Below are 13,597 nucleotides of genomic sequence, written 5' to 3' on the forward strand. Positions count from 1 at the left end.
GCGGATTACCAATCCAATGAGATTTCGGGAAACATCAGCATATTGTCCATGTAATTCTGAAATTCCTGCTCTATTGTATCCGTTATAAATACGATTTCCCTGTCCAGCAGCTCGCCGGTACGCGCATTAAAGCCCTCCATTACAGGAATCACCGCAATTGTATTCTTATTCATGGTAAATAATGCAGCGCCCGCCAAAATGGTCTCGACGCTTCGATAAACGTCATATACGATGTCTACCGCCTGGTTCGTCAGGCTCTCTCCGCACTCGCGGATGAAGTCCTTGATCCGATCAACCTCAATATGACTGAACTCGCTTTGCAGTGCGCTTCGATTCCTCTCCAGCTGTTTCTCCGTGTACCTAATGACTTGCTCGATGGAGCGAATGACACTTTCCTCCGTCAAGCCGTCCATTTTCAAGAATAAAGAGTATAGCCCATAATCCAATACCGGCTCCTCTTCCAGGTTCTTTCCGAAAAAAATATGCCATACATCCGGACGAATCATCCCCGCCGTATCGTAGAACCAGCTTACGAATTTAGAATAATCGCTTTGAATCGCCGGAATGGCATTGCCCTCTTCATCAAAATCGAGAATCTTGGAATAAGCCTCTTCCAAATCTGTCTCTTCCGTCCGCTGCTTTACGAAGACGACCTTTTCCAGACAAGCTCCGACCGGGTCATGCTCTGCCACGAGATTGCGCACCCGCCCGGGAAGCTCCTCCCCCGTCGGCACCGCGAAGACGGTAGCCTCCAGATCCAGCCGCTCTGCCAAATAAGCCGCGCAATAGCCGCCAGCCCGCATTCCGGTCAAGACGCAGCTGCCTCTATCTCTCCAGTGCAAGGCGCACTCCATCGCTTCATCCAGAAAATGATGGACATCCACTGCAAGCTCCGGGTGCTCATGCGCATGGGGCACGATGACATGATTGCCTTCCTCGTCCGCAAATACATACAGATTCATATATTCCAGCTTCCTATGCTGCTGCAAAGATAAGCGTAGCAATGCGGGGCTGGACACCATCTCTCCGGCTAGCAGCTCCAAATCAGGGTATCCGCTCAGCCCTTTCCCCCATTCGGAGAAATGCTCTAAGGGGCAACCGATGTACGGTGACAAGTCCCCGGCATTCACCAGCTCGCATAACAGTATTTTATCCTTATCCCTCAACACGCTAGGTACACCCCTTTATTTCTTTGCATTTCTTTGCTGCTGGAGCTGCATTGCCTTCTGCTGGGCCTCGATGCGCCTTTGCTCCTCGGCTCTGTGCACCTCGGTTGCCAGTCTCTCCAATCCCGACTGCAAATTCTCGATTTCCGCATACAAGCGTCCGAGTTCATTTCTCGTTTGCGACTGATAACTATCCGTCAGCGCCTTGCCCGCGCTGCCCTTCCACCAGGACGACACGCCGGCAAGCTCCGCCTGGAGCCTTCCTTCCTCCCGCTTGACTTCTCCCAGCTCGTTGCGGATATTCCTGGCCGTGCCGCTTATGGCACTTGGTGTGCTCATCTCTTCACCTCACTATCAGAAAAGGAATGGATTGAGAAAAGGGCGTGATAACAGCAGCAACTGTATACCACGCCGATCTCACATTATTTACGAAGTGCGCTAGCGATATCTTTCTCGCTTTGTTCCTTGATATCAGCGATCTTGTCGAGGTTCTTGCTGATGTTCTCTACGCATTCAACCAGCTTATCAAGGTTGGGCTTCAACTGTCTGAACTCATCCACGAAAGCTTTGGCGGAATCACCTTGCCACCAGCCCTCTACGGAATTGATTTCTCTGTTCAGCTGCTCTACGAGATCCTTTGCATTTCTGCCCTTGTTCAGAATTGACTTGGACACACTGCGGGCCTGTCCAGGACTAAACGTTAAGTTTGACATAAGTTCACCTCCTTTCAAGTATAATCGCACGGGAAAGCTATCGCTTAGACGCAGCTAAACGCTGCCTCTCCTCCATCGCTTTCCGCTCTTCGGCACGATCGACCGCATTAGCCAAATTGCTGCCAACCTTGAATTCCAGGTCGTTCAGCTTGCGGAGCAGGTCACTGATTTCGCGGTGAATCTGCTGGTACCCGGTTCTAAAGCTGGTCCCGGCTTCCCCCTTCCACCAGGTGCTAACATCGTTGACCACGCTTTGATATTTCGATGATTCGCGCCTGATATCCTCGGATATTGCACGAACTCCAGCTGCTTTTCTGCGGATTTCTCCTGATGAAGGCATATATACCCCTCCTCAACGAATCGGCTTGACCGGATGCTTTATATCATGACTTTATCCTGTTGATGCACGAACGTAGCCGTACGCAGACCCGTAAATTTGTTCTTGACGATGAAATAGCCGTCGCCAAGCTCCATCTCTTTCTCTTGGCTTCCATACGGGAACCTCGTATTGTACAGGCTCTGTTCCTTAAGGCTGCCCAGCAGGAGGCCGGTTTGCTCCTCCCGGAGCACCTTGCCCAGACTATCCCAGTTATTGGCGAGCTCCGAGGTCTGGTCTGCCGCAATGACGGCAGCCTTCATGCCGCGCTCATGCTTGGCGACGCGCTCGATCAATTCCTTGAGCGAATACTGGTCTCCATTGGTCAGCTCGCTTAAATTATCGATAACGAAGATGATTTGCTTCCAGGAACGCACAAGCGCGTTCAAGTCACCATTAGCCTGTCTGGTAGCCAGGAACTTGGCACGCCGGTCGTCCAGCTCCTGCTTGACCGAATCGATGAAATCATACATATCCTCGACCTGCGACAAGTCTGTCACGCAGTTCAGCTTCATCAATTCATAGATCCCCATCGAGCTGGAATCGAGAGCATAGACCTCCAGCCGGTCTGAACCCAGCTTCTCATCCAGCATGCTGATCCATGAGACGAGCTGCGTGCTCTTACCCGACATCGCGTCGCCGGCGACCATAATCACCGGGGTGGCCGCCAGATCTACATAGACAGGCATCAAATCATGATCCCCGAGGCCGATGGCCAGCAGCTCTCCGCCCTGGTTAATCTCTCTCATGTCGATTTTGCTCGGCATGATCGGGATTGGTGTAGCCGGAGCAATCAGATTCTCCTTGGCGAAGAATTCGAAATCCTGGATAAGCTCTTCCATGCTCCGCTGTCTGAATTCCGGGATGGCCGTCTGGAATTCGAGCGGCGGCTTGCCGCTGACCAGCCCTCTCCCGGCCACCTTGGCCGGCTCCAGCCCCTCTGTCCGTCCAACAATGTTGGCGTATTCCCCTTTATCCGTGAGCTGCAGCGCTACGGCCATTTTGAAATTCACGGACAGCTTGTAGCGGACAAGGGATGCATTCGTAGCGGTAACTACCATGTAAATGCCGAACTTGGAGCCTTCCCGGGCCAACGTGACCATCTTCTCGTCAATCTCTTCATAGGTCTCCGACAACGCAAAATAGTTATCAATGACGAGTACGATCGCCGGGAGCTTCCCGCCATTATGCCTGTAGTCGTTGAAGCCGTCGCTCTGGCTGTCCTCGAACAGCTTCTTGCGCTCGTCCATCATCCTGAACAGGAATAGGACGAATTGCTGGATCGTCGACTCCTGCTCCAGGGTCATGATCCCGCCGCAATGCGGCAGCCGTTCAAACAGCTTGAAGGAGGCCCCTCCGAAATCCATGACGTACAAATGAACATCCGACGGTGAATACTTATAGGCCAGCGACATGCACAGCGACCTCAAGAGATATGTCTTGCCCGTGCCCGGGGAGCCGTATACGAACAGATTCCCTTCAGCTGCGAAATCGATCTTGAGCGGTTCCTGTAACTGTCCCCGCGGATCATCCACCAGGCCGATCGGCGCGCTGAGAATCTCTTCTTCCCCAGGCCAGCCATACTCCTGATTCAAGCCCGTACCCGGGGTGAATAAGTCATCCAGATACACGCTGTCCGGCAGCGGAGGCAGCCACGGTCCCTTCAGCGCCTGTACGGCGCTTCGCTCCGAGAATGAGATGATATGCTCAACCATGCATTTCAACTGGGAAGGCATTTCCTTGAGCGCAATCTTCTCTTCCTCCAGCGGATAAATTTGCTCGGCGCGCCCATGGAGCGAAATTTCGTAAATGCGCTTCGCGCGATTCTCGCTCTTCAGCATTTCGCCTTCCGGGTCGTAATCGGCTCCGGAATACGCCGACTGGAACAGCTCGAAAATTTCATCGTTGCCCACCTGGATATAAGCGCGGCCAGGCTCTTTAATCATGGCCGCATCCGGCCGCTTGATGACGTCCTTACTGTCCGCCTCGTCCTGAACCTTGAGACAGATTTTGAATTTAGAGTTACTCCAGATCTGGTCGTCCACGACGCCCGCCGGCTTCTGTGTTGCCAGGATCAGATGGACGCCAAGGCTTCGGCCGACCCGTGCAGTACTGACCAGCTCCTTCATGAACTCCGGCTGGTCCTGCTTCAACTCAGCGAACTCATCCGCAATCATGATTAGATGAGGAATTGCAGGCATCCGGCCATCCTCGTTCTGGCTGTAATAGAGCTTCTGGTATCTGTCTATGTTGTTTACCCCATATTCGGAGAACACACGCTGCCGCCGCATCAGCTCGCTCTTTATGGACAAGAGCGCACGGGTCGTCTGATTGCCCCCGAGATTCGTGATCGTGCCGACCAGATGCGGCATGCCCTTGAAGATGTCGGCCATGCCGCCGCCTTTATAGTCAATCAGTACGAATACGACATCATGCGGATGATAGTTAATTGCCAGGGAAATAATGATGCTCTGCAGAAGCTCACTCTTCCCCGAGCCCGTCGTCCCGGCCACCAGTCCATGCGGGCCGTGTCCGGTCTCGTGCATGTCAAGATGGAACAGGCTGCCTCCAGCCTTAACGCCGATCGGCACGCTCATGCCCTTGAAGGGCTTGTTCCTCGTCCATCGGGACAGCAAATCAACTTCCTCCGTCGTCTTGGCCTGCAGCATATCAAGCAGCGTCAGCGAGGTCGGCAGCGCAAAGTTGGCACTCGAATTTTTGATCCGCAGCGGCGCCATCATGCGCGCTGCCTGCTCCAGCTGCGGCATATGAACCTGATCCGGAATAAAAGTCGATTTCTCGCCAGTCTCCCGGTCGGCCAGCTCGCCGTTCTTGCCCTGAACGATGATAACCTGCTTGCAGTTCATCGGCAGATAGGCCTGATTCTTGGCGATATATACCGATGACACCCCAAGCGATGCGCACTTGTTGTACAAATATTTGTTAATCGGCTCCTCCTCTAAGAGTGAAGGATCTTCGATGATGAAGACGAAATGCGGAAGCGGACTTCCTCCAACCTCTTTGCGCTCGCGCTCCTTCAGCACCTCGTTCAATCCGCCAAGCACCTGATGCGCAATCGCCTTGCCGCATAGCAGGAACCTCGCATCGAACCCGTCCGTCCATAAATGCGGCAGCTGCCGGAGCCAGTTCCACTTCTCCAGCCCTTCCTCGGCAGCCAGTACGACGATGCGCACATCATCGTATCCATGATGCGTTACAAGCTGCAGCAGCATCTGCGTCACAATTGCAAACGTTCTTTCTTCCTCGCCGGCGATGCCGCAAATTTCCGAAGTCATCAGATGGATTGACACAGGCACATCCTGAACCCGCTCGAATTCGAGAGCCAGTCTCTGCGGCTCCATGATCAGCGGATCGCTCTCCATGATAATCGCCTGCTTCGTATATTTGATGTGCAGCGCCGAAGGAACACTCCCGACCCCGAGCCGGAGCGACAGAAAGTCCGGAGAAGAGGGAGTACGCTCCCACAACCGGTTATCGATGTCCTGGATGCGCTGCAGACAGGCCGCAGGCTCGGGATTCATCTCATTCATCGCTTTGATCTGCTGTTCTCTGGCCAGCATCAGCTCGCTGCGGGTATCCGCGATAAATTGCAGATACTTCTGCTCGCGCTCCTTCTTCTTCTTCCGGTACTTCTTGATTTGCGAAGCGGCGGTGGCTAGCGATACGACCAGCGTCATTACGGTCATCGCGATGGACAGCATCATGAACATCGATTGATACGTCAAAGCGAGCAATAGTGTAATGACCAGCATCACGACCGGCGGAGCCAATAACGTGAACCAGGAAATTTCCGGCTTCTCGTAAGCATGAGGCGGATTGGGAATTTCGATTTCTCCGCTGGGCATTTCCGGCAGGAAACGGGGCTGACGGCTAAATTCATATTTTTCGTTAATCATAATTACCTCACGACATATTAATGACTTTCTCCGCTTGGCCGCCGGTCAGCGACATCTTGTGCCATTCGAACCGGCTGCTGAAATAGATCGTGTCGCCTAGAATATGAATATGATCGGCGCTGTCCCCGCAGATGCGGATCTTGCTGCCCGTGCTCGGATCAATGCGATAGACCGAGCTGTCATTGCTGCGGTTGGCGCAATAGATATAACGCCCGTCGCTATTCAGGCTATTCGGCGACACGTCTGCGTAGACCCGGGCCTCCCCGGTCTGCAGATACAGCGCGGTCAGCAGGTACTGATTCTTGGCATCGGCAAACAGCAGGTTGTCGCCGATTTTGAGCAGCTGGACGGCTGCGGAGTCCGAAAGCTGCTCCCGGCTGCTGCCAGTGACGCTGCATGACCGGATACCATGCTGAGTTGCGTAATACACCTGCTCCTCATCCACAACAAAGCATTCGACTGGCTCATCCGTAATCCGGGATTCTTTTCTCCCATCTAGAAGGCAGCGGTACAGCTTATGATCGGTCTCGCTCTTGTAATACAGCCAATCGCCATTCAGAACCAGGCCGCAGCAAGGACGGTCAAGAAGAAGCTGGGAGCTTGCTGCAGCAAGGTCCCACCGGTATAACCGGTGCCCCTGGCTCTGATCGCTGTAATAAATGGTGTTCTCCCTGCGGTTCATGAACCAGAAGACCCCGTCCAGGAGGCGTTGATCGCCAGCCCCCCCGCTTCTCAGATAGGTTCCGGAATAGCTGCGGATATCGGTGAGAAGCAGCTTGTCCCCGGCCTCGCAGATCAGCCCGCCGGTGCTGATGTTATAATTCATGCGATTCACCCCTTACTTCTAAATAAGAGTCAGCAGCGCCCCGAAGCCTACGCCTTCCTCCTCCAGCGTTCGGGAGGGATCGAGTATGCGCCCTAGCGGCTCGGCCTGAAGCCGATGCTCCGGGGTGATGGACAGGCCTAGCGCTTCGGACAGCATGCTCAGAAGCTCTTCTGAGGTAACGAACGAAGGCACCTTCAATTCCTTGGAATAACCCTCCCCGGTTTGAAACGTTACCATGACATAATCCATCCTTTTCTCGCCTCCCTTTTAGTTCTTGACCGACAGAGTAAGCTCACGCTCGGACTCCAGCTGATAAGCGACGTCCTGTCTGGCATTCTCGGCCAGCCGCAGGTATTTGGTCTGGAACTTGTATTCGGATTGCGCTTTAAGCTGGGCCTTCGTGTATATTTGCCCGGTCTCTTCATGGATCTTCTCTACAAAATCCACGGTCACTGTGAAATCGTTGTATTTGCCATCCGTAGATGTGAAGGTGAGCTCACGCGAGCTCGTCCCTTGATTTGTCCAGGTCAGCTTCAAGGCATCACTGAATGCCACCGCGAAATAGCTCACGAATTTTTCCTCATTGACCTTTGCATCCAAATCTCTATGAGACTCATAGATCAGACTGCGATCCTTTGCTGAACGCGCAGCATTGCCAAGGGCTGTTCCCAGCACAATCTTCTCTTTCCCCAAATTCAAGAGCTCTACCATAGGCTCCAGGAATACAGACAGCAGTAAAAGCAGCAGCATGGCTATAGCAATGTTTCTCATAGTCCCTCTTATTCGAGTTTAAGGTTAAGATATTCGTCATAATATAAGTCCTTGTAATGCTTAAGCCCCGTCGTCGTGAGAGAGAAGGAAACCGGAATCTCCTGCTCGTATTTCTCCCCCCACAGCTTGATGCTCAGCGGATACACTGCCTTAATCGTCACTGTAACAGGGAGGCCCCGCTGGTTATAAGGCTTCTCCAGATCTGACACGTACTCGTATAACGATGCATCATCCCAACCCTCAGCGGAATGCTCCCCTCCCCCTTCCTTCACAGCGGAAATCACGATTTGGTTGGCCTTATCCCGGTAGACCGGACGCTTGCTCAGCTTCTCGAGCACGGCATCCTTGTATTCGTGCTTCAGGTAGTTATCACTGGCCACCGCCTGTGACAGATTGAATGTCTCGACCACCAGAGTCATATACCAGGGGATGAAATAAATGAAGTTCGTAAACAACAAAATGGCTACCGAAACGAGAATAGAGACAAGAATCGATTTAGCAAATGCGCGCATTTCATTTCACCTGTGCCTTATGTAATGGCCTGCTTTAAGACGTCATATCCTCGATCGCTTTCATGAACATTTGCCATACCTCTCTGATCCATTGCTCCAAGAAGGTATCCCGGATCAAGGTTGCGGCAAAGGCAATAACGACGATAATAGCGACGGTGATCGCGATTTGCTTCACACCGATTTCTCCGCGATCCTCCTTCCAGAAGGAGAGTTTCTTCTCACCCTCCCGCTTACTTTGCTGCTTGCGATTTTGATATTCCATACACGATGCCCTCCCTAAATTTTTTTAAATGAATAGATATTACCGGTTTATTGAAACATTTTGATGGAATCCAAGATGGTGAATAAGTAGTAAATCGCAATGTAGACAACCAGTACCAGAATCAGGATAATCTGAATCCGTGAATTGGTCCGCTGCCTTTTCTCCAAATCCTCTTCCAGGGCCACAATGCGGTAGCTGTCTACTTCGTTCTTGAGATAGACCATTTGCGATATATTGTCATAGCCTTTGAGCCGGGTCTCCATCAAGTCGCAGAATTTAATGATGTAGTGGATCGGGACCCGCTTCTTCAGCTGCTTAAGCGCATATTCTTCACCGTACTCAATGTTGTCGAGCATCACGCCGAGCTCCTCCGCCATATCATTGTTCGCGTTCGGCAGATAGTCCCGGATCACGTCAGCAAGATAAATGTTGACTGACTTCGAATACTGGTAATACACCATGCTGTAGAAGGCTGGAAAATCAAACGCGATGTTCTTGTTCTTGCGCTCGATCTTCTGCTCCATCTCCGAAATCGGGTACAGCCATCCAAGTACGATGAATATAGCCGTTACATAGCCAAGCAATGGGTTGGCGCTCATGAAGATGGCTGTAACGATGACTCCAGCGGCAGCGTAAAATATTTGCTCCGCCCGCAGCTCCTCGGGCTTCATCTGCAGGTCGAGCCGGTCGATCATTTTCTGGTAGCGCATTCGCTCCGCGTTCCCTAGCAGCCTGCTCACGTATTTGGCCGCAAATTGCCTCTTGAACTCCCGCAGCTTATCGTTGAACTGAGCATTCTTGCGCTCCTTCAGGTATCTGCGGTTGCGCTTCTTCTGCTTCCCCTGCACGGGCTTAAAGAAGGGATAGAAGAATACCTTTACCAAATAAAGTATGGCGGCAAGTGCACTGAGCTTGGCAAGCATCGTCATTTCCTGTCACTCCCCGGCCCCAGATTGCCTTGGAGCGCCTGTGTGCGGGCAAAGCTGAGGCATATGATGCTGATCATAACCGTGTTGATCATTTTGCCGAAGGTGCTGTCCAGCATGAACTCTCTGAAATCATCCACTGTCAAGGCGTATAGAAAGAACAGAATGATAACGACGGTCTTCAATAAAAAGTCCCGGTTCATCTTCCGGAAGATCCGATCCTTCCGGGCATTGATTTCGCGCAATACCGCATTCTCATCCACGATATCGAGAAAGATATCAGCCATGCCCTTGCGTTCGTTGTATTCGAAGACAATCGCTTTCTTGGCGAAGTTGTCGAACTTGGGTCCAAGCTGGCGGTTCAGCAGCTGAATCGCCTGCTTGAACGAGTAGCCGTTGTTCTCGCAGTTATCGATGAACTGCTGGAAATAGGGGCGGATAGCTGGTTTGATGTACTCGTCGCTTTCCATGACCTTCTTAATCGCCACCAGCACGCCTTCCCGGGCCAGGGGACAAATAATGTCCTCGGCATCCATGATGCTCTCCAGCTTCTCGGCCTTGATGGCCTTGGACTGCATGACGAAGTAGGTCAGCAGTCCGATGAAGATCGCCACGGTCACAACTACGGCCAGAGTGACGTTCTTCATGAAGACCACAATGATCAGGACGACGATCGCAAAAGCGATGCATAATAGCGAAGTGAAGCTCTCCAGCGTCAGCGGCAGGTTGAAGTCGAGAATGAGCCCTTCGACGAGCCGATTGTATTTGGCGTAAATATTCTCCTTCTGCTTGACGATGCGCTCCTTCTTGACCCGCTCCACGTAACGCTTCGTATTGTACCTGCCGAGATGCTCGGCCAGCGTATCGAGCATCCCGAGAATGAAACGGCCGCTGCCCTCGAAGAACCGGACCTCGAATATGGTGTTAAAGACGATGAATGCAGCAATCCCCAAAGATAAACTAATGATTGAATTGGTATCCATCGAATCCATACTCCTCTATTTCATCTTCCCCCGGCGGTCTGGTCAGAAACTCGAACCGGCTGCGCTTGATCCCCGCCTTGATCATCGTCTGCTGCACCTTCTCGGACAGCATTCCGACGCGTTTATGCTTGCCGATGATCTTGAGCACGCGCTGAGTTCCTTCCTCCTCCAGGACGTCCTCCGATATGAACCTGTATATCGGATTCACGATCGGCTCCAGCCCCTCGGAGCCTAATACCTCCGAAATGGAGGTGACCTTCCTTGTCCCGTCGGCCAGCTTCTCCTGGAACACGATGAACTTGACAGCGCTGCAAATATTGCGGAGCGCCAGCTCCGCCGGCTCATTGGAAGCCATCAGGTAAGCGGTGAGGAAGCGGAAAATCGCTTCCCGGTCCCCTTCGGCATGCAGCGTCGTGAAGAAGAAGTGACCGGTCTGTGCGGCACGCAGCGCAGTAGCAAATTCCCCAGGCGTTCTTAGCTCGCCCGGTCCGATCCAATGGGGCGACTGCCTCATGGCATTGATCAGCAGATTCTCCATGGTGGCCGGACTCGCGTCATCATCATCGGGTACGGATTCGTACTGCAGCACGTCGTTGATGATTCTTCCGTGCTCGCTGTTGCCTTCCCGCTGCAGCAGCCGCATTTCCGACGGATTCTCGATCGTAATGATCCGGGAGAGCGGATTGATCTCCTTGACCATCATTTCATTAAGCGTCGTCTTTCCGCTGCCTGTCGGGCCTACTGTAATCCAGGAGAGGTCAGCCTTGGGCAGCAGGGATAGCAGCTTGAACATATTGACGGAGAACGATTCATTCCGCAGCATCATCTCCGGTGTGATGCTCTTCTTGCTGAATTTCCGAATGACCACCGCCGGCATATCATAAGGCGAGATATCCGCATGGGTGGCGTTAACGCGGTATCCTTCGATCGTACGAGCGTTGACCATCGGGATTTTCGGTGTGAGCCGCACCTTCGAGACGCCGAGGAGCTTGGATATAATCCGCTCCAGATGCTCCCGGTCGATGAAATGCTGGTCCCAAGGGAGCGTCTTCCCTCCGCTCTCCACGAAAATCTGATCCGTCCCGTTGATGCGGATTTCATCGATCGACGGGTCCTCCATCGCCTTCGTGATCGGGCCATAGTGGGTGATCTCGTTGGTCAGCGCCAGCTTTAGCTCGACAAGCTCATAATAGCCCTCGACAATCGGCTTCTGTGAATCGACGAATTCGTTAATGTAGGATTTGGTCATCTCGCGCTTGCGGGCGGGGTCACTCTCTCGGCGGAAGGCGTGGGTCGCCACCTTGTTTATGTATTTCTGACATAGCTCCAGCGCTTCCTCGAACTGAATCGTGTTGTACTTATTCTTCAGTTCCTCCATATCTTCGGTCTTGTTGATCTGGTGCGCTACTTTAAGCTGCATGTCGCTGATTTTTGCACGGGTGAGCATTTATCGTATCCCTCCCTTACTGGTTGCCGAGAATGTCTGCCAATTTGCGCATTTCTCTGAGAAAATACTTGTTCACCAACGGGTTGTCCCTTACGTACAGCTTCCCTTCGAGCGTAGATGCATAGGCCGCTTTGATCAGCGGCAGCGACGCCACGATATTGAAGCCAAACTCCTTGAACCCTTTGTAGTCATAGTTGATATCCTGAACATTCATGAGAATGACGCTCGTAAATTTCGCCGTGCTGATGCCGACGGAAGCGGCAAAATCAAGCATGCGGGTCATATTGCTGGGGGCTTCGATGCGTTCTGTTGCCGTAAAGAAGCCGACATGCGAATTTTTCATCGCCCCCAGGCAGAACTCGAGCGGCGGATTGTTCGGGATGTCCAGCAGAATGATGTCAAACATTCCCTTAAGCGTCTCGATCACCCGCTCCAGATGCTCAAATTCGAAGTCGAAATATTCCTCAAGCAGGTCATGCGGACTAGGGGATAGCACGTACAGCCGCTCATATTTCGTAGCCTGAATTTCTTCCCTGAAGTCCACCTTGTCGCTTTTCAGCAGCCGGATTAATCCGTGTCCGCGCTTGCTCGGCTTAGCATCCAGGTAGTGGTAGATGTTCGGATTGAACACCTTCAAATCGACGATGCAGGTATTCAGCCCCTTCTGGGCCAGCAGATAGCCGAGATTGCTGACAATCAAAGCGTTGTCTACCATATCGCAGGCGGGGACGAAGCCAACGACGCTATAGATCAGCCTGCTCTCCTGCAATTCGTTTCCCATCAATTCCTTCGCTGAAATTTTGCTTAGGACATCATCGAGCCTCAGTTTTTCGTGTCGATCCATGATTCCACCTCTCTTTGCAAGGTAGGCAGCTGATCCAGGATAACCTGACTGTTCTTGCGGCTCAGAATCGTTATCAAATATTTCTTTCCTTCGTAGCCATTATATTTAGCGAATTTATCCACCTGCTCCCTCGTCCCTTCCAGAAGCAGGGATCTAGGCTGAATGCTCTTCAAAAAGTCGCTGCTCTTCATGACTTCCTGCCTCTTGTCCTCGCTCAGCTTGAGCACCTCTTTATACACCTCATAGATCGAATGGCTGCTGGAATTGAGCATGTCCCGGACCTCGATGCTGTCAAACAGCACCTCCGTCTTCATTTGAGTTCGCGTTGAGCCGAAAGCATTGGGATTTCCCGTACTGTCCGACACCTCCTGCTCAAACGATACGCGAATCCTCACCCTGTCTCCCGGCATGAGAATATCCCCGCCCGCCTCAAGAAAGTTATACGGCAAAGTCAGCACCTCATGCTCATCGCCAAGCTCATAGAGCCATTCATTCTGGAGCGGCTTCTCTTCCATCAGCTGATCCTTGTACAAAATGCTGCCGTCCCGCAGAAAATACTTCGTATATTTATCCGTTACCATAGATAAATCTTCCGCCAGAACCATATCTTCCGTATATTCCTTCCGGATGATGGAATACTTCTTGATTTGTTTGTCCGTTAAAGGAACATATGCAGGAATCCCCCCCTTTTCATTGACCTTCAGAACCTCTACCGTGTCCTTGGCCGCCTCATTGGCGTTGTTCAATACAATAAAAGACACGACGATTACGGCAATACTGAACAGAAGCGCCAGTATTTTTTTGAATAGTTTTCTGTTAGGGGAGACGCTTTTTACTGTACTTAAATCCATAAC

15 protein-coding genes are annotated in these 13,597 nt (G+C 52.2%); all 15 read right to left on the bottom strand.

Annotated features, from left to right (window positions below; translation table 11 throughout):
* Positions 1-5: 5 nt before the first annotated feature.
* On the bottom strand, positions 6-1,169 hold the full coding sequence (locus tag BN2762_RS24230; protein WP_055109374.1) for a hypothetical protein: 1,164 nt from the start codon (positions 1,167-1,169) through the stop codon (positions 6-8).
* A 15-nt stretch (positions 1,170-1,184) separates the two neighbouring features.
* Entirely contained in the window at positions 1,185-1,505 is a 321-nt protein-coding gene (locus BN2762_RS24235; protein ID WP_055109376.1) for a WXG100 family type VII secretion target, read from the bottom strand.
* Positions 1,506-1,588: 83 nt separating this feature from the next.
* Positions 1,589-1,879, bottom strand: coding sequence for a WXG100 family type VII secretion target (locus BN2762_RS24240; RefSeq protein WP_055109378.1), 291 nt, complete (start codon positions 1,877-1,879; stop codon positions 1,589-1,591).
* A 37-nt stretch (positions 1,880-1,916) separates the two neighbouring features.
* Positions 1,917-2,219 carry a WXG100 family type VII secretion target gene (locus BN2762_RS24245; protein ID WP_055109380.1) on the bottom strand — a complete coding sequence of 101 codons (303 nt, stop codon included), beginning with the start codon at positions 2,217-2,219 and terminating at the stop codon, positions 1,917-1,919.
* A 38-nt stretch (positions 2,220-2,257) separates the two neighbouring features.
* The gene (gene essC, locus BN2762_RS24250) at positions 2,258-6,172 is read right to left on the bottom strand and encodes a type VII secretion protein EssC (RefSeq protein WP_055109382.1); all 3,915 of its coding nucleotides are present in this window, start codon (positions 6,170-6,172) and stop codon (positions 2,258-2,260) included.
* A gap of 7 nt (positions 6,173-6,179) precedes the next feature.
* Complete coding sequence (locus BN2762_RS24255; protein ID WP_055109384.1) at positions 6,180-6,998, bottom strand: DUF5050 domain-containing protein; 819 nt, start codon at positions 6,996-6,998, stop codon at positions 6,180-6,182.
* Between the two features lie 18 nt (positions 6,999-7,016).
* Positions 7,017-7,247, bottom strand: coding sequence for an EsaB/YukD family protein (locus tag BN2762_RS24260; RefSeq protein WP_055109386.1), 231 nt, complete (start codon positions 7,245-7,247; stop codon positions 7,017-7,019).
* A gap of 18 nt (positions 7,248-7,265) precedes the next feature.
* On the bottom strand, positions 7,266-7,769 hold the full coding sequence (locus tag BN2762_RS24265) for a hypothetical protein (RefSeq protein ID WP_055109388.1): 504 nt from the start codon (positions 7,767-7,769) through the stop codon (positions 7,266-7,268).
* Positions 7,770-7,777: 8 nt separating this feature from the next.
* Positions 7,778-8,281, bottom strand: a complete 504-nt coding sequence (locus BN2762_RS24270) for a hypothetical protein (RefSeq protein WP_055109390.1) — start codon at positions 8,279-8,281, stop codon at positions 7,778-7,780.
* A 34-nt stretch (positions 8,282-8,315) separates the two neighbouring features.
* The gene (locus BN2762_RS24275; RefSeq protein ID WP_055109392.1) at positions 8,316-8,543 is read right to left on the bottom strand and encodes a hypothetical protein; all 228 of its coding nucleotides are present in this window, start codon (positions 8,541-8,543) and stop codon (positions 8,316-8,318) included.
* A gap of 47 nt (positions 8,544-8,590) precedes the next feature.
* Positions 8,591-9,472, bottom strand: a complete 882-nt coding sequence (locus BN2762_RS24280; protein WP_055109393.1) for a hypothetical protein — start codon at positions 9,470-9,472, stop codon at positions 8,591-8,593.
* Positions 9,469-10,452 (bottom strand): hypothetical protein, encoded by a 984-nt coding sequence (locus tag BN2762_RS24285; RefSeq protein ID WP_055109396.1) that lies wholly within the window; start codon positions 10,450-10,452, stop codon positions 9,469-9,471. Before BN2762_RS24285 ends, BN2762_RS24280 begins: the two co-directional genes overlap by 4 nt.
* Positions 10,430-11,899 (bottom strand): TadA family conjugal transfer-associated ATPase, encoded by a 1,470-nt coding sequence (locus tag BN2762_RS24290; protein ID WP_055109399.1) that lies wholly within the window; start codon positions 11,897-11,899, stop codon positions 10,430-10,432. The genes BN2762_RS24285 and BN2762_RS24290 overlap by 23 nt, the downstream gene beginning before the upstream one ends.
* A gap of 16 nt (positions 11,900-11,915) precedes the next feature.
* Complete coding sequence (locus tag BN2762_RS24295) at positions 11,916-12,743, bottom strand: CpaE/TadZ family protein (RefSeq protein ID WP_055109401.1); 828 nt, start codon at positions 12,741-12,743, stop codon at positions 11,916-11,918.
* Positions 12,722-13,594, bottom strand: coding sequence for a CpaB family protein (locus tag BN2762_RS24300; protein ID WP_055109404.1), 873 nt, complete (start codon positions 13,592-13,594; stop codon positions 12,722-12,724). The genes BN2762_RS24295 and BN2762_RS24300 overlap by 22 nt, the downstream gene beginning before the upstream one ends.
* Positions 13,595-13,597 lie beyond the last annotated feature (3 nt).

It is taken from the genome of Paenibacillus ihumii, from assembly GCF_001403875.1.
GTDB lineage: Bacteria > Bacillota > Bacilli > Paenibacillales > Paenibacillaceae > Fontibacillus > Fontibacillus ihumii.